We start from the raw sequence: 16,802 nt of genomic DNA, 5'->3' as shown, positions 1-16,802 counted from the left end.
CCAAACTGTTCAAGCAGCTCGGCGGGAATTGCCGGCAGATCGGCCGGTGGGGTCTTTGGTTTGCGAGGCATATATTCTCCTGGGGAGCATCATATGCCTTGAACACGAAATTACTGACAGGCCCCGCCGCCGGAAGAATGACTGCCTTGTCACTTACGCGGAGTGCGCGAGGAGACAGACTCCAGATGCACCACGATCCCCTCCAGGCCAGGGGACCCGCTTAAGAGCTGGCGGTGTGAAGCTGCTTTCTTTGCCTACTTTCTTTGCAGCCGCAAAGAAAGTAGGTGCCGCCCCGCACAGGGGCAACACCAACAGACCGACACGAACACAAGGAAAGGCCCACAAAGTCAGAACAACGACAAAACTACCGCAGGCAAAAAAAATAAAAACAACAAAACATACCCCCGCGCCGCAGGCAAAAAAACCATCCGCTGCGCGGGCAAAACCACCCACTACTTCCTCAAAGAATCCATATCCACCACAAACCGATACTTAACATCACTCTTCAGCATCCGCTCATACGCCTCATTGATCTTCTGCATCGGAATAACTTCAATATCGGAAGTAATGCCATACCGCCCACAAAAGTCCAGCATCTCCTGCGTCTCCGCAACTCCCCCAATCAACGACCCGGCCAGGCGCCGCCGCTTGAGAATCAGATTGAACACCTGTGGCGACGGATGATCGTGCTCCGGTACGCCAACGAGCGTCAGCGTGCCATCCCGCTTCAACAGACTCAAAAACGGATTCAGGTCGTGCTGCGCCGCCACCGTATTGATGATGAGATCGAAGCTGTTCGCATGCGCTTCCATCTCTTCCGGGTTCTTCGAAATCACCACCTCATCGGCACCCAGCCGTTTCGCATCCTCGATCTTCGACGGCGACGTCGTGAACAGCACGACATGCGCACCCATCGCATGCGCAAGCTTCACGCCCATATGGCCGAGACCGCCGAGGCCGACAATGCCGACCTTCTTGCCTGGACCCGCACCCCACGTGCGTAGCGGCGAATACGTCGTGATGCCCGCGCACAGCAGCGGCGCGACGCCGGCCGGGTCGAGGCTGGCCGGCACGTGTAGCGTGAAGGCTTCGTCGACGACGAGTTGCGTCGAGTAGCCGCCGTATGTCACCCGGCCGTCGACGCGATCCATGGCGTTGTACGTGCCGACAAAACCGCTCTCGCAATACTGTTCGAGACCTTCCGCGCAATTCGCGCAGGTGCGGCACGAATCGACCATGCAGCCCACCGCGACGAGATCGCCGACCTTGTGCTTCGTCACGTTCGGGCCCACCGCGCTCACGCGGCCCACGATCTCGTGGCCCGGCACCAGCGGGTAGATCGTGTTCTTCCATTCATTGCGTGCCTGGTGCAGGTCGGAATGGCACACGCCGCAGAACAGCACGTCCATCTGCACGTCATGGGCGCGAGGCGCGCGGCGTTCGAGGTCGAACGGGACCAGCGGCGCGCTGGCGTCGGTTGCTGCATAGGCATAAGTCGTGCTCATGGGTAGCTCCAGCAAAAAGATGATGGCGCAAAAGGCGGCGCGCCAGCGATACGCAACCTGCGTTGCGGATGTGGCGAACCCCAGCATGAAACAGGATCGTGATGCGAACGACGGCAAGCGCGAAGCGGACCCGATTCTCCACTCGATGCGAGGTAGGGCAACGAATGGACGGGCGCGCTTTGCGCAACGAAAAGGACGATCCGGCAGGGTTCCCATCATAGGAGCCAGACACCGCTCGCGGAATACCTGATCGTCTTGAAGGTTTGCCTAAAACTCCTGGGTAGCGGCACGGCAGGCTGTTTGATGCTAGATTTCAAGCATTATTCTCTTGCCTGTCACCATACCGTCATGTCCACCCAAGTTGTCCGCCCAGCCACGCAAGACCTCGCGCAGCAGCGCGTGCTCGAACTGTTCGAGGTTCTCGCACCCAATGTCGGCTTCACGCGCACGAGTCTCGAAGGCGTCAACCTGCTGCGCGCGAATCAGCCGATGCCGCGCATGCCGGTGATGTACGAGCCGAGCATCGTGATTGTCTGCCAGGGACGCAAGCGCGGTTATCTCGGCGATCAGGTGTTCCAGTACGACGCGCAGCAGTATCTCGTGCTGTCGGTGCCGCTGCCGTTCGAATGCGAGACCGAGGCGAGTGTAGAGGAGCCGTTTCTCGGCATCTCGGTACGCGTCGATCTGACGATGGTCGCCGAGTTGCTGATGGCCCTCAACGAAACGCAGGGCGTCGCGCAGAACGAGCCGGTCGGCATCTATTCCACACCGCTCGATCCGGCACTCAGCAACGCGGTGCAGCGCTTGATGGAAGCGTTGGCCGCGCCGCTCGACGCGCGCATTCTCGCACCCGCCATCGTGCGCGAAATCTGTTATCGCGTGTTGACCGGCGAGCAGGGCGATGCGATTCGCGCGGCGCTCACGCATCAGAATCACTTCGGCCGCATTGCGAAGGCGTTGCGGCGCATTCATGCGGACTATCACGGTTCGCTCGACGTCGATACGCTCGCGGCCGAAGCGGGCATGAGCCTCGCGGTGTTTCATGCGCAATTCAAGGCGGTGACGGCTACCTCGCCGATGCAGTACGTGAAGACCACGCGCCTGCATCACGCGCGTCTTCTGATGGTGCAGGACGGTTTGAATGTAGGCGCGGCCGCGGTGCGGGTTGGCTATGAAAGCGCGTCGCAATTCAGCCGCGAGTTCAAGCGCCTGTTCGGCCTCAGCCCCGGCGACGAAGTCAAACGCATGCGTGCCGTGTACGACTCGCCGCCGCGGCAGCCGCCCAAGCCGGCGCCGCGCTATGTCACCGCGGTCTGATGGCGACAGGCGGCTACAGGCCGCTGAACCAGTTGTAGCCCTGGTCTTCCCAGTAGCCGCCAGGGTTCGTGTTGGTCACGAAAATGGCCGCGATATGCTTCGGGTTCTTGAAGCCGAGCTTGGTCGGCACACGCAGCTTTAGCGGATAACCGTATTTGGCCGGCAGCGGCTCGTTGCGGAAATCGAGCGTCAATTGCGTTTGCGGATGCAGCGCGGTCGCCATGTCGAGGCTCGAGTAATAGCGGTCCGCGCATTTGAAGCCCACGTAGCGCGCGCTCAGATCGGCGCCGATCCGTTCGAGGAACGTGCGGAACGGTACCCCGCGCCATTGTCCGATCGCGCTCCATCCTTCGATGCAGACGTGACGTGTGATCTGCGAAACCTGCGGCAGCGCGCGCAGCTGTTCGAGCGTCCAGCTGCGCTTGTCGGCGATGAGCCCCGACACTTCGAGCCGGTAGGTCGAGCCGTCGATATCGGGCGCGTCGAACTCGGGATAGAACGCGTTGAACGGAAACGGGTCGGTGATCTCGCGTTCCGAATAGGTCGGCGCGAGTTTGTTGCGGTTGAACAGCCACGCCTGCACGCGATCGTTCCAGCGCGACATGGCCCACAGCACCTTGTCGACGGAATCGCCGTCCTGCATGTTGCAGCCCGACAGCATCGCGAGCGCGCCGATCGACAGCGACGAGCGCAGGAACAGACGCCGCTGCAACTGCTCGATCTGCGGCTGGTGGTCGGCGAGAAGGATGCGCGAGCGGCGCGTATCCTGCGCGGCAGCGGCACTTTCGGCACTTTCGGCACTCCCGGCGCTATCGGTTCCGTCGTTTCGTTTGAGCGTGTTCATGCGCGAGTCCTTTCCTGCGCTTCGCGCGGGGCATGCGAGACGCGGCGCGCGCGGCCCGTGAACATTGGCGGCAACGTGCGCGGCACCAGCAGCACGAGCGCCAGATGCACGACAACAAAGCCGGCCACGCCGGCCATCGCGACGAAGTGCACGCGCCGGGCGAAGTCGAAGCCGCCGAACAGCGCGGTTAGCCACGAGAATTGCACGGGCTTCCAGATCGACAGTCCCGAAGCGACGAGCAACACGCCCAGCATGAGCACGAGCAGATAGAGCGCGCGCTGCACCGCGTTGTATCGGCCGGTATCGTGCGGCAGTCTGAAGCGCAAGGCGAGCGCCGCATCGCGCGCCACCTCGCGCGGATGAACCGGCAGCAGCTTGCGCCGCAAATGCCCGCTTGCGAGGCCGTACGCGAGATACAGCAGGCCGTTCGCGCACAGCAGCCACATCGCCGCGAAATGCCAGGCGATCGAGCCGCCGAGCCAGCCGCCGACCGTTGCCCACACCGGGAACGTGAACGGAAAGATCGGCGAGGCGTTGTAGATCGCCCAGCCGCTCATCAGCATGCAGACCATCGCGAACGCGTTGATCCAGTGCGTCACGCGTACGACGAGCGGGTGAACGATCAGGATGGCTTGCGGTTTTGCCTGCGGTTCGGACATCGGCGGAAAGCGCTCAGCGAAGAGAAGCGGCAAGCCGCGCCCGGTGCGGGCGCGGCCATTCGAATGAAATACAGGGAAGGGCGGTGCCTTACATCGGCGGCGTCACGCCATGCTCGCCGGCCGAGATGAAGTTCGCGGTCATCGAGCCGTCCGCTTCCTTATGCGCGAACAGCACGACCTTCGTGCCCGACGTGAGCAGCGCGCGGGTGCCCGGTTCGAGGCTGACGATGGGCACGTCCTGCGGAATCACGATTTTCTTTTCGCCGTCCTTGTACTTGACCGTGATCGTGCGGCCGTTGCTGACCACGAGCGAGCCGACCGTGCCGTTCGTCATCGTGCTGTTCGCGCCGAGATCCCACGGGCGATGGCCTTCGCCCGAGCCGCGCATGCTGGCCGGGAACACGTGCACTTCGAGTGCCTTCAGCGTGCCGTCGGCTTGCGGAATCGCGGCGGTGCCGACATAGCTGTCCGGCTTGATGTCGTTGACGTTGGCGAGCAGGACGCCGCGAATCGGCGTGTCGGCGGGCAGCTTCACGTCGACGTCCTTGCCGTCGCGCGTGTGCACTTTGAGCACGTCGCCCGACAGCGACGTTATCGTGCCGCGCAGGCCGGTCGGCGCGGCGTTCTGGGCCTGGGCCGCGGGCATCGTGGCGAACAGGGCGGCGGCGAGCGCGGGGGCGGTGAGGGCGCGCAGCATTCGCGCGGAAACGATCTTCATGAGGCTGCTCCAGGAAGGGTGAAACAGGGAATGGTGCGCACAGCCTAGCTCGCGCCCTGGCTCGTCGCGGTGACAGGCGGATGACAAAAACGTCATGAACGCAGGGTGACAGCCACGTAGAATGGCCGCCAGGGCCATTGCGGCGTATCGGGCATATTCGGGCATATCGAAGCGTGTGGAGCGTGCCGATCGGATATGCCGCGGGCCATTATGTCGAACCGTGGGCAGGAGCCGCGCGCATCATGAGCATTCTCGTCATCGAAGACGATCCGAAGACCGGCGATTATCTGAAGAAGGGCTTGCGCGAGAGCGGCTATGCGGTCGACCTCGCGCGTACCGGCACGGACGGCCTGCACATGGCGCTGGAACACGCATACGAACTCGTGGTGCTCGACGTGATGCTGCCCGGCATCGACGGATGGGAAATCATGCGCGCGTTGCGCGCGCGGCGCGATCTGCCGGTGATTTTCCTGACCGCGCGCGATCAGGTTAGCGACCGGATTCGCGGCCTCGAACTCGGCGCCGACGACTATCTCGTCAAGCCGTTTTCGTTTACCGAACTGGTGCTGCGCATTCGCACGCTGCTGCGCCGCGGCGTGATTCGCGAGAGCGACGTGTTCGAGGTGGCCGACCTGAAGCTCGACGTGCTGCGCCGCCGGGTCACGCGCGAGGGCGTCGAGATTCCGCTCACGAACAAGGAATTCATGCTGCTGCATCTGCTCGTGCGGCGCGAGGGCGAGGCACTGTCGCGCTCGCAGATCGCCTCGGAAGTGTGGGACATGAACTTCGACAGCGACACCAACGTGGTCGACGTGGCGATCAAGCGGTTGCGCGCGAAGATCGATCATCCGTTCGAGAAGAAGCTGATTCACACGGTGCGCAGCATCGGCTACACGTTCGGCGACGGCGCATGAAACTGTGGACCGAACGCTCGCTGATCGCACGCACGACGATACTGTTCGCGCTGATCGCGTGCGTCGTGATCGGCTCGCTCGGCGCGTATTTCTATCAGTCAGCCGAAGTATCGCTGCAGCGCCGCGCCGACGTCGTGCTGACCGGCCGCGTCGAGCATTTCAGCCGCATCGTGCACGATCTTTATTCGGTTAGCGAATTGAAGAAGCGGCCGCTGCTGTTCGAGACGATGCTCGGCGCGGAGGAGGACGTGCTGCTGTTTCGCCGCCCGGGCGAAGCGCCGTTCGTCGACGTGAATCCGGGCAATCTCGCCGTGCCTGATTTGCCGGCGCGTCCGGCGGGCAATCTGCCCGGCGTCGCCGATATCCGCCAGACGCTGCTGCCCGACGGTGTGCCCGTGCATTGGGCGGTCGCCACGGCGAAAGCGCGCGAGGACGGCACCGAAGTCGAAGTGATCGCGGGGCACCCGATGACCCACGAAATGCGCATGCTGGCCGCGTACCGCAACCGCATCGTGCTCGCGACGCTGATCGGCATGCTGGCCGCGACGTTGCTTGCCTACTGCGTGTTGCGCCGCGCGCTGCGGCCGGTGCGCGAGATCGCGACGCGCGCCGCGCAGATCAGCCCGGCGAATCTCGCGGTGCGTCTCGACAGCGAGGCCGCGCCGCTCGAACTGCGTCAGCTCACGCGCGCGTTCAACGCCATGCTCGATCGTCTCGCGGACGGCTATCAACGCTTGCAGCAGTTTTCCGCCGACCTCGCGCACGAGATCCGCACGCCGGTCGGCGTGCTGATCGGTCAGACCCAGGTCGCGCTCGCGCAACCACGCGAGGCCGACGAATATCAGCAACTGCTCGAATCGAATCTGGAAGAGCTGAATCGCCTCAGTCATATCGCCGAGAACATTCTCTTTCTCGCGCACGCGGATCATGCGGGCTTGCCGATCGAGCGGCAGCCGGTCGACCTGCAAGGCGAACTACTCAGGATCGCAGATTATTTCGAAGGTCTTGCCGACGAACGCGGCATGCGCTTCGAAGTCGATGCGGCCGGCGTGGTGTCGGCGAACCCGATGCTATGCCGCCGTGCGATCAACAATCTGGTCGTCAACGCGGTGCGTTACGGCGCGGGCGATACGGTCGTGCGCCTGAGCGGCGCGCAGGACGAGCAGGGCGCGACCGTGACGGTCGAAAACGAGGGCGCGCCGATTCCGGACGCGCAACTGGACCGTCTGTTCGACCGCTTCTATCGCGGCGACGCGGCGCGCAGCGCCTTCACCGAATCGAACGGACTCGGGCTCGCGATCGTCAAGGCGATCATGCATCTGCATGGCGGCACCGCGCGCGCGGTGTGCCCGATGCCGGGCGTGGTGCGCTTCGAGCTGAGGTTTCCGGGCGCCTGAGCGGGCGAGTTGCGAAGCCGTGCCGGCACGCGATCGGATCGACCGGCCGGCAGCGTCCGGTAGCGTCCCTTACTCGCCAGCATCCGTTGCCGGCTGGTTCTCATAGTGCGCGCGCTTTTTCTCGTACATCAGCAGATCGGCGCGCTGTACGCCCGCTTCGAGCCGGTCGCCGCGCTGGCAGGTCGCCGCGCCCATCGAGAAGCTCAGCGGTGCGCCCGGATAGAACTGGTTGTTCATCTCGACGAGCTGATGGATCGAATCGATCATCGCGGCGCCGCCGCGCTCGTCGGTATCGGGCATCAGGATCGCGAATTCGTCGCCGCCGATACGCGCCGCGTGGAACGGCAGCTCCATCGCCTTCGCGAGCACTTCGCCGGCGCGCCGCAGCAGCGCGTCGCCGGCCGCATGGCCGAGCTGATCGTTCACGCGCTTCAGGCCGTTCAGGTCGGCCATGATGATCGTCACGGGCCACGGCCCCTTGCGTTCGAGCCGGTTCAGTTCGTCGACGTAGAACGAGCGGTTGCGCAGCTTCGTCAGCACGTCGTGCTTGCCGAGGAATTCGAGGTAGGCCTCGGCCTTCTTGCGCGCGGTGATGTCCGTGAGCGCGACGAGCACGAGGTCCCAGCTATCCTCGTGGCCGGGCAGCACCGAGAATTGCAGATGCACGTGCACCTCGTTGCCGTCGAGCGAGTAGTTGAGCACTTCGCGCTGCTGGAACAGCTTGTTGTCCCACAGGTCGATCAGCTGCTCGCGGAAATGCGGGCGCATGTCGTCGCGGAACACGTCGGCGAGACGCGCGAGCAGCGTCTTCTTGTCCTTCGCGGCGAACATGCCGAGCGTGTGCTGGTTCACGTCGAGCACGTGAATCTCCGCCATGCAGCGTTCGACGAACTCGGGATGCACGTCGGTAAACACGCGGAAATCGCTGATGCCCGCCGCGCGCGCGCCGTCGATCAGGCGCTTGACCGCGCTGAAATCCTCGACCCATAGCGACACCGGCGAATGCTCGAAGAGACCGCGCGCGTACTGCTCGGCCAGCGAGACGCGGCGCCGCGCGCCTTCGAGTTCGGTGATGTCTTCGGTCGACACGAGCACGCGGTCCCAGCGTTCCTCGTGACCGGGCAGCACGGCGCCCTTGAGCAGCACGTCGAGCCGCCGTCCGCCGAGCGTGTAGTTGACCGTGTGGCTCGTGAAGTGCAATTGCCCGGCCCATAACTGGCACAGCTCTTCGAGGTGCGTCTTCAGCATGTCGTCGCGGAACACCGACGCGAGGTTATGCGTGAGCGTGTCGAAGTCGGCGGCCTCGAACTGCGCGAGTGTCTGCCGATTGACCTTGATGACGCGGATGCGGTGCGCGCATTCGGCAACCCGGTGCGGGTCTTCCGCGAAATGGGCGCGCAGATCGGTCACGCCCGCGGCGCGCCATGCATCGAACAGCGTCTGCACGCCGCTGAAGTCTTCGAGCCAGAGCGAGACGGGGGCGAGCTCGAACATCCCGGAATCGTCGTTGACAGGCGCAGAGCCGCTCGTGAGGGTATCCAGCATGAGGTTCTCGGGATCGAAAGTGCGGCTATTTTATGACGGCTTCGCGCGCGCCGAAACGAAAGACTGGCGAGACGTCGTTTTTTTCGCAGGCGCCGGGGGGCGAAAGCGGCCAAAGCGGCGAAGGGACGGCCACGCACGCGCGACCTTGCTACACTCGGGCATCATGGGTTCGGCTTGAGCCCTGTCCAAACCCCGTCCGAACTCCGTCCATTCACCCCGTCGGGACACTATCGTCATGAAGCCATCCCTGCTGGTTCTGATCCCTCTGAGCGACGCGAGCCGCGCGAGTGTCGAGGCCGCGTTCGACGTCGTCTACGCCCCCGAACCGGCGCAGCGCGAAGCCGCGCTCGCCATGCATGGCGCGGCGATCCGCGCGGTGCTGACGAACGGCACGACGGGTCTTGCTGCCGCGGAAATCGACCGCATGCCGCGACTCGAACTGCTGAGCGCGCTTGGCGCCGGCTACGAAAACCTCGCCGTCGATCACGCGCGCTCGCGCGGCATCGTGCTCGTCAACGGCGCGGGCACCAACGATCACTGCGTCGCCGATCACGCGTTCGCGTTGCTGCTGGCCGTCGTGCGCGACATTCCGCAGCTCGACCGGGCGACGCGCGAAGGGGTATGGCGCGATCATCTGCCCTTGCATCCGAATGTGTCGAACAAACGTTTGGGGATCGTCGGGCTCGGCCATATCGGCGCGAAGATCGCGCGCCGCGCCGCCGGGTTCGACATGGAGGTCGGCTACCACAACCGCAAGCCGCGCGAAGATTCGCCGCTGCGCTATTTCGACAACGTCGCGGCACTCGCGCAATGGAGCGACTTTCTCGTCGTGGCGACGCCGGGCGGCGCGGGCACGCGGCATCTGATCGGCGAGACCGTGCTGGCGGCGCTCGGTTCGCGCGGCTTCGTGGTCAACGTGTCGCGCGGCAGTGTCGTCGATACGGCGGCCCTGGCCCGGGCGCTGGCAGCGGGAACCCTGGCGGGCGCGGCGCTCGACGTCTACGAGGGCGAGCCCGAACCGCCGCAGGCGCTGCTCGGGCTGCGCAACGTGGTGCTGACGCCGCATGTCGGCGGCCGCTCGCCGGAAGCGATCACCGCGTCGGTCGACAACTTTCTCGCCAACGCGCGGCGGCATTTCGCGGGCGAGCCAGTGCTGACGCCGATCTGAATCCGAACGGCGCGGCGGGGCGGCAACGCTGAAAGCCAAACGGAAACTATCGGCGAGCCGGATAGTTTCCGTCGCGAATCGCGATTTCCCTTGTGACGGCGACGCGCATACGATGGTCGCTATCGTATGAGCCGCCCGAGTAGTATGAGCAGCACGGATGACCCGCTGCTTCGGCTCATCCGCAACCGCGCCGGAGATCGCCCATGGAGCATCGCGCCCGCACGCAGAACGAACGGCTCGACATCAAGACCACCACCTGCTACATGTGTGCGTGCCGCTGCGGCATTCGCGTGCATCTGCGCGATGGCGAGGTGCGCTACATCGACGGCAATCCCGAGCATCCGCTCAACCAGGGCGTGATCTGTGCGAAGGGCGCCTCGGGCATCATGAAGCAGTACTCGCCCGCGCGCCTTACGCAGCCGTTGCTGCGCAAGACCGGCGCCGAGCGCGGCAGCGCGCAGTTCGAGCCGGTCTCGTGGGAGGTCGCGTTCGACCTGCTCGAAAAGCGCCTCGCCGCGATTCGCGCGACCGATCCGAAGAAGTTCGCATTGTTCACAGGCCGCGATCAGATGCAGGCGCTGACCGGTCTCTTCGCCAAGCAGTTCGGTACGCCTAACTATGCGGCGCATGGCGGCTTCTGCTCGGCGAACATGGCGGCCGGCATGATCTATACGATAGGCGGCTCGTTCTGGGAGTTCGGCGGGCCCGATCTCGACAGCGCGAAGCTGTTCTTCATGATCGGCACGGCCGAGGATCATCATTCGAATCCACTCAAGATCGCGCTCTCGAAGTTCAAGCGCGCGGGCGGCCGCTTCATCGCGATCAATCCGGTCCGCACCGGCTATGCGGCGATTGCCGACGAGTGGGTGCCGATCAAGCCCGGCACCGACGGCGCGCTCTTCATGGCGTTCCTGCACGAACTGATCGCCGCCGACGCGTGGGATCACGAGTTCGTGCGCCGCTACACGAATGCGGCCGAGCTGATCGATCTCGACGAGGGTAGCGAGAACTTCGGCCTCTTCGTGCGCGATCCGCAGCGGCCCGTGGGCAATCCGCTGTTTCCGCAGAACCATCTCTGGTGGGACCCGGCCGCGCAGCGCGCGGTGCCGCATCACACGCCGGGCGTCACGCCCGCGCTCGACGGCCGCTATACGCTCGAGGACGGCAAACCGGTCACGCCGTCGTTCGCGTTGCTGCGCGAGCGCGTCGCCGCTTGCACGCCGGAGTGGGCCGCAGAAATCACCGGCATCGCGGCGGCAACGATCCGCCGTCTCGCCGGCGAAATGATCGAAACGAGCCGCCGGCATCGCATCACGCTGCCGATCCGCTGGACCGATGCCTGGGGCGAAACGCACGAAACGGTCAGTGGCAATCCGGTTGCCTTTCATGCGATGCGCGGGCTGGCCGCGCATTCGAACGGCTTCCAGTCGATTCGCGCGCTGGCGGTGCTGATGTCGCTGCTCGGCATGATCGACCGGCCCGGCGGCTTTCGTCACAAGTCGCCGTTTCCGCGCGCGGTGCCGCCGTCGGCGAAACCGCCGAACAGTCCCGACGCGGTCAAGCCGAATACGCCGCTCGCGACCGGCCCGCTCGGCTGGCCCGCCGCGCCCGAGGATCTGTTCGTCGACGAACACGGCGGCCCCGTGCGCATCGACAAGGCGTTCTCGTGGGAGTATCCGCTCGCGGTGCATGGCGTCATGCATAGCGTCATCACCAACGCTTGGCGCGGCGATCCGTACCCGATCGATACGCTGATGATCTTCATGGCCAATATGGCGTGGAATTCGTCGATGAATACGATGAAGGTGCGCGAGATGCTGGTCGACAGGCACGCGAACGGCGAGTACAAGATTCCGTTTCTCGTCGTGTGCGATGCGTTCCAGTCGGAGATGACCGCGTTCGCCGATCTGATCCTGCCCGACACGACCTATCTCGAACGCCATGACGCGATGTCGATGCTCGACCGGCCGATCTCCGAGTTCGACGGTCCCGTCGATTCGGTGCGTGTGCCGGTCGTGCCGCCGACCGGCGAGTGCAAGCCGTTTCAGGAAGTGCTGATCGAACTCGCGGCGCGCCTGAAGTTTCCGGCTTTCACCACGGCGGACGGCGCGCGGCGCTTTCGCGACTATCCCGACTTCATCGTCAATCACACCACGTCGCCCGATTCCGGCGTCGGCTTTCTGATCGGCTGGCGCGGCAAGGACGGCGACAAGGCGCTCGTGGGCGAGCCGAATCCGCGCCAATGGGAGCAGTACGCGAAGAACAACTGCGTGTTCCATTACCGCTTGCCCGAGACCTTGCAGTACATGCGCAACTGCAACGGACCGTATCTCGACTGGGCGGTCAAAAACGGCTTCCGCAAATTCGGCGAGCCGATCCTGATCCAGCTTTACTCGGACGTGATGCAGAAATTCAGGCTCGCGGCGCAAGGGCGCACGAGCGGCCGACAACCGCCCGAGCATCTGCGTGCGCGCCTCGAAACCTATTTCGATCCGCTGCCGTTCTGGTATGCGCCGCTCGAAAGCGCCGCGACCGATCTCGCGCGGTTTCCGCTGACGGCGCTCACGCAGCGGCCGATGGCGATGTATCACTCGTGGGATTCGCAGAACGCGTGGCTACGGCAGATTCATGGGGAGAACTATCTTTACGTGAATCCGCAAACGGCGTCGGCGCAGGGCATTGCCGATGGCGGCTGGATCTACGTCGAATCGCAATGGGGCCGCGTGCGCTGCATGGCGCGCTTCAGCGAAACCGTCGAGCCGGGAACCGTATGGACCTGGAACGCGATCGGCAAGGCGGCCGGCGCGTGGAATCTCGGCCCCGGCGCGAACGAATCGCAGCGCGGCTTCCTGCTCAATCACCTGATTACCGACGAACTGCCCGGCGGCGATGGGCAGGCCGCGCGTCTGTCGAACTCCGATCCGGTGACGGGGCAGGCCGCGTGGTACGACGTGCGTGTGCGGATCTATCCCGCCGAAGCCGACGCGCGGCATACGTTGCCGCAATTCGCCGCGATGCCTGAATTGCCCGGCTCGGTGGGCGGCGGTGGTGTCGTGTCGCGCATCGTGCAGACCTATTTCGCGGGCCGTGGCGAATTCGCGGCGCGTCTGCGCGGCGCGGCCCGCCGCAAGTAATGCTAACGACGATGACCGGAGCAACGGCAAGGAGCATGCGATGACCCAGATGGCGCTGGTGATCGACCTGAACGTGTGCGTGGGTTGCCAGGCATGCGTGACGAGCTGCAAGGAGTGGAACACGTCGGGCGAGTCGGGCAGTCTCGCGGACTTCAACCCCTACGACGCGGACCCGTCCGGCACGTTCTTCAACCGCGTGCAGAGTTTCGAGGCGGGCAGTTTCCCCGACACGGAGATGATCCATTTTCCGAAGTCCTGCCTGCATTGCGAGGACCCGCCGTGCGTGCCCGTGTGTCCGACCGGCGCGAGCTACAAGCGCAAGGAAGATGGTCTCGTGCTGGTCGATTTCGATCGCTGCATCGGCTGCAAGTATTGCGCGTGGGCGTGTCCGTACGGCGCGCGCGAGCTCGACGAAGGGCGCAAGGAGATGACCAAGTGCACGCTGTGCGTCGATCGCATTCACGATGACAAGCTCTCCGAGCGCGATCGCCAGCCCGCTTGCGTGCTCGCGTGCCCGACTTCGGCGCGGCTCTTCGGCGACATTCACGATCCGCAGTCCGTCGTGTCGCAAGCGATCAGCGAGCGCGGCGGCTATCAGTTGATGCCGGAGTGGGGCACGCGTCCCGCGAATCATTATTTGCCGCGCGTGCCGACCACGTCCGCCGGTTGCGGTGGCGACGCATGCGCGTGCAAATCGTCCGGCTCGGCGGCCGACGGTTCGACGCCCGTGCCGGCCTCGCCCGAAGCGGAACTCGCATCGGAACTCGAAGCGCAGCTCGGACGCGGCGAACTGCATCTCGCGTCGATGGCGAAGCGCATCTGAACAACAGCATGAACAACGGCGAGACCTCACGATGAATCCGGCATTTTCCGTCGTATTCCTGACGACTTTGAGCGGCGCGGCGCAGGGCTTGCTGATTGCGCTCGTCGGCGTGGAGAGTGCGGCGTGGTGGGGTCTCGTTGCGCAACCGGCCGCCGCGACCGCGTTTTACGTCGCCGGCGCGGCATTGGCCGTGGTGCTGGGCGGCCTCGGGCTGATCGCGTCGTTCTTCCATCTCGGCCATCCCGAACGCGCATGGCGTGCGATTGCGATGTGGCGCACCTCGTGGCTGTCGCGCGAATGCCTGTGCCTGCCCGCGTTTCTCGCTTGCGCGTGCCTGTATGGCGTCGCGCACGCATTTGGTTGGCCGTGGTCGCTTGCGCTCGGCTGGCTCGGCGTGCTCGCGAGCGTGGCGCTATTCGTCTGCACCGCGATGATCTATGCCTGCCTGCGCTTTCTGCAGGAATGGGCGACGCCGCTTACGCTCGTCAACTTCGTGTTGCTCGGCTGCGCATCGGGCTTCACGCTCGCGACGGCGCTCAGCGCATGGCTCGCGCCTGCGTTGACGGCCGGGCTCGCGATCTGCGCGTGTCTGCTGACGCTGGCGGGATGCGCGAGCCGTTCGGCCTCGCTCGTGCGCAATGCGCGCTTGCGGCCGAAGTCGACCGTGCAGAGCGCCACCGGCATTCGCAACCCGAAGCTCGTGCAGGTGACGCGCGGCTTCACGGCGGGCGCGTTCAATCTGCGCGAGTTTTTCCACGGCAAGTCGGCGGGGACGTTGCGTGGCGTTAAATGGGCTTTTCTCGCGGCTGCGTTCGTTGCGCCGGTGCTGTTGATCGTGCTCGGCGCGAGCCTGCATTCGATTGACGTGTCGTTCGGGCTGCTGGCCGCGGCCTCGCTCGTGCAGTATGCGGGGCTCGTTGCCGAGCGCTGGTTTTTCTTCGCGGAGGCGAAGCATCCGCAGAATCTTTATTACGCGCGGGTGGGGTGAGGCCGATGTCTTTCATGGCCGGATACCGTTCATATTCATAGTGGGTTCCGTGCCGTTCGTGTAACGAAAAACCAGCTACTGTCAAATCTGGTTTGATTCACCGGGGTGTTTTGAGAGGCTCGGCAATACTACGACCGTGATTTCACGCGTTGAGTCGATGCCTCTTATTCGCAAGGGGCAGTTCGATTTTTCCGTGTTCGAGTCTGATGAACTGCCACTCCCGTCATCTGAAATGCCACCTCGTTAAATTAATCATCCGCGGTACGTCTCGGCCGCGGTAGCACGCTTTTCCCCCTATCAGTTGCCGGAACATAAGCCACTATTTTCCCGAATTTCCAGGTTTCACCTATGGACAGAAAATCGCCAAACGTTTGCGTTTTGCGAATTTAAATTTTCCTTATATTTATTTATCAATAATTTGCAGTTTGGCTCGATAAACACTGGCTTTTTTAGGATAAGGCCGCTTAGAATTCTTTCCCTTCGGGGGAGTCGAGATAGCATCCGGCTCGATTAATTTTTAGTGACACCAAAACAAAAACGACGGTAACAACAACGCTATGGGGTCCAGAATTCTGTCGATATTAGCCACACGGCCGGAAGCCATCGGAATGGCGCCGCCCGTCATGCGGCCCGAGCGCGAGGCGGACGTCGACGCGGTTGTCCGCGTAACGGGCAAACCCTTCGCGGACTTCCCCGCAACGCTCACCGATGCAGCCGATCCGCCCGCGCGCCGGCACGCCTCTTCCTTCGAATTTGCCGGCGAGGCGTAGCGCCCGCATCCAGCACGTCCGCTCCCGCCGCTTCTTTCCTGACAGACGATCGTGAATTCAACCTCTGCTTCGCGTGCCGAGCGCTTCGCACGCATTCGCCGTAGCGGGGCTTCCCGCTGCCTGCATATCGCCGGTTTGTTGCTGGGCTGCGCGCTCGCGGCCACCGGCGGCTTCGCGCCGGTTCCAGCCGCCGCCGCATCCGCCGATGGTTTTGCCGAAGCGCTGACCAGTGCAGGCAACAGCGTGACGACGCGAACCGTTGCGCTGCGCGATCTCGGCGTGCGTGACGTCGCCGTGCTCGACGCGCCGCGGGCGAGCCGCGAGTACTACTTTCCGGTGCCGGCCGGTGTGCCGCTCGACGGCGCCGAATTGCAGGTCGATGCCGACTATCTGCACGCCGACGGCGGCCGCACGACGATGCGCGTCTCGCTCGACGGCTCGCCCGTGCTGGCTCGCGCGCTCACGGAGCCGCGCGGCGACGCGGCGGCGAGCGTCGGCGTGAGCGGCGAACCGAGGCCGGGCGGCTATGTGCGCGCCGGGCTTGCGTGGGCGTCGGTGGTCAACGATGCGGACTGCGCGGATCAGACCGCGATCGGCAACGTGCTGCGGGTCGCGCCCACCACGCGTCTCACGTATCGCTACGACACGAACGACGTCAAGGATTTGCGGACCGCCTGGTCGGCCTTGCCGCCGGTGCCGTCCATCGTGATCTCGGCGCCGCGCGTGGCCGCGCCGGGCTACGACACGGCATGGCGCGCCGCCGCGCTGATGCAGCGCGACGGCCGCGAGCCCGTGATCCGCGCATGGCCCAAGGCCGGCGACACGATCGATCTCGGTACGCTCGACGTGCCGGCGCCGCTGCGCGCGCTGCCGGCGTTCGCCGCGCTGGCGTCGGGCGGTTCGCACCGGCTCGGCAATCCCGCCGAAGCGGGCGCGCTGTTCGTGCTGGCGCCCGAGCGCGTATGGCCGGCCGACCTGATCGTCGTCGACGATGCGATGCGCACGGCACTCGATGCCTCA

The 16,802-nt window shown here is 64.6% G+C and carries 13 protein-coding genes and 1 pseudogene; 9 read left to right on the top strand and 5 right to left on the bottom strand.

The annotated features are described in order from the left end of the window. Nucleotides 1–452: 452 nt before the first annotated feature. The gene (locus tag F3J19_RS31940; protein WP_167050431.1) at nt 453–1,505 is read right to left on the bottom strand and encodes an NAD(P)-dependent alcohol dehydrogenase; all 1,053 of its coding nucleotides are present in this window, start codon (nt 1,503–1,505) and stop codon (nt 453–455) included. A gap of 348 nt (nt 1,506–1,853) precedes the next feature. Between F3J19_RS31940 and F3J19_RS31935 the strand changes: the two genes are divergently transcribed. Beyond that, a complete protein-coding gene (locus tag F3J19_RS31935; protein WP_167050429.1) occupies nt 1,854–2,822 on the top strand; it encodes an AraC family transcriptional regulator in 969 nt (322 codons plus the stop codon). Between the two features lie 13 nt (nt 2,823–2,835). Here the strand turns inward: F3J19_RS31935 and F3J19_RS31930 are convergent, their stop codons facing one another. The 3 genes from F3J19_RS31930 to F3J19_RS31920 all read right to left on the bottom strand — a co-directional run bounded on the left by F3J19_RS31930 (nt 2,836) and on the right by F3J19_RS31920 (nt 5,043). Further along, entirely contained in the window at nt 2,836–3,666 is an 831-nt protein-coding gene (locus F3J19_RS31930; RefSeq protein WP_205193437.1) for a molybdopterin-dependent oxidoreductase, read from the bottom strand. Next, nucleotides 3,663–4,325: a cytochrome b/b6 domain-containing protein gene (locus tag F3J19_RS31925; RefSeq protein ID WP_167050427.1), complete on the bottom strand. Its 663-nt coding sequence runs from the start codon at nt 4,323–4,325 to the stop codon at nt 3,663–3,665. The genes F3J19_RS31930 and F3J19_RS31925 overlap by 4 nt, the downstream gene beginning before the upstream one ends. A gap of 88 nt (nt 4,326–4,413) precedes the next feature. After that, nucleotides 4,414–5,043 (bottom strand): hypothetical protein, encoded by a 630-nt coding sequence (locus tag F3J19_RS31920; protein WP_167050425.1) that lies wholly within the window; start codon nt 5,041–5,043, stop codon nt 4,414–4,416. Between the two features lie 242 nt (nt 5,044–5,285). Between F3J19_RS31920 and F3J19_RS31915 the strand changes: the two genes are divergently transcribed. Next, nucleotides 5,286–5,957, top strand: a complete 672-nt coding sequence (locus tag F3J19_RS31915; protein ID WP_167050423.1) for a heavy metal response regulator transcription factor — start codon at nt 5,286–5,288, stop codon at nt 5,955–5,957. Further along, on the top strand, nt 5,954–7,354 hold the full coding sequence (locus F3J19_RS31910) for a heavy metal sensor histidine kinase (protein WP_167050421.1): 1,401 nt from the start codon (nt 5,954–5,956) through the stop codon (nt 7,352–7,354). Before F3J19_RS31915 ends, F3J19_RS31910 begins: the two co-directional genes overlap by 4 nt. Nucleotides 7,355–7,423: 69 nt before the next feature. On the opposite strand, the gene F3J19_RS31905 is transcribed toward F3J19_RS31910, so the two are convergent. After that, entirely contained in the window at nt 7,424–8,899 is a 1,476-nt protein-coding gene (locus F3J19_RS31905) for a sensor domain-containing diguanylate cyclase (protein ID WP_167050419.1), read from the bottom strand. A 235-nt stretch (nt 8,900–9,134) separates the two neighbouring features. Here F3J19_RS31905 and F3J19_RS31900 point away from each other — a divergent pair, with 235 nt between their 5' ends. From F3J19_RS31900 to F3J19_RS31875, 6 genes and pseudogenes are all read left to right on the top strand, one after another. After that, nucleotides 9,135–10,067: a 2-hydroxyacid dehydrogenase gene (locus F3J19_RS31900; RefSeq protein ID WP_167050417.1), complete on the top strand. Its 933-nt coding sequence runs from the start codon at nt 9,135–9,137 to the stop codon at nt 10,065–10,067. Between the two features lie 203 nt (nt 10,068–10,270). Further along, on the top strand, nt 10,271–13,201 hold the full coding sequence (locus F3J19_RS31895) for a molybdopterin-dependent oxidoreductase (RefSeq protein WP_167050415.1): 2,931 nt from the start codon (nt 10,271–10,273) through the stop codon (nt 13,199–13,201). A 40-nt stretch (nt 13,202–13,241) separates the two neighbouring features. After that, nucleotides 13,242–14,024 carry a 4Fe-4S dicluster domain-containing protein gene (locus F3J19_RS31890; RefSeq protein ID WP_167050413.1) on the top strand — a complete coding sequence of 261 codons (783 nt, stop codon included), beginning with the start codon at nt 13,242–13,244 and terminating at the stop codon, nt 14,022–14,024. A gap of 31 nt (nt 14,025–14,055) precedes the next feature. Next, on the top strand, nt 14,056–15,012 hold the full coding sequence (locus F3J19_RS31885) for a DmsC/YnfH family molybdoenzyme membrane anchor subunit (protein WP_167050411.1): 957 nt from the start codon (nt 14,056–14,058) through the stop codon (nt 15,010–15,012). 608 nt (nt 15,013–15,620) lie between these two features. Beyond that, nucleotides 15,621–15,782, top strand: a complete 162-nt coding sequence (locus F3J19_RS31880; RefSeq protein ID WP_167050409.1) for a hypothetical protein — start codon at nt 15,621–15,623, stop codon at nt 15,780–15,782. Nucleotides 15,783–15,833: 51 nt separating this feature from the next. After that, nucleotides 15,834–16,802 (top strand): annotated as a pseudogene (locus tag F3J19_RS31875) (cellulose synthase); the annotation flags it as partial.

The organism is Burkholderia sp. Ax-1724 (assembly GCF_011752995.1).
Taxonomy (GTDB): domain Bacteria; phylum Pseudomonadota; class Gammaproteobacteria; order Burkholderiales; family Burkholderiaceae; genus Paraburkholderia.
This window is presented reverse-complemented; position numbering and strand designations above follow the sequence as displayed.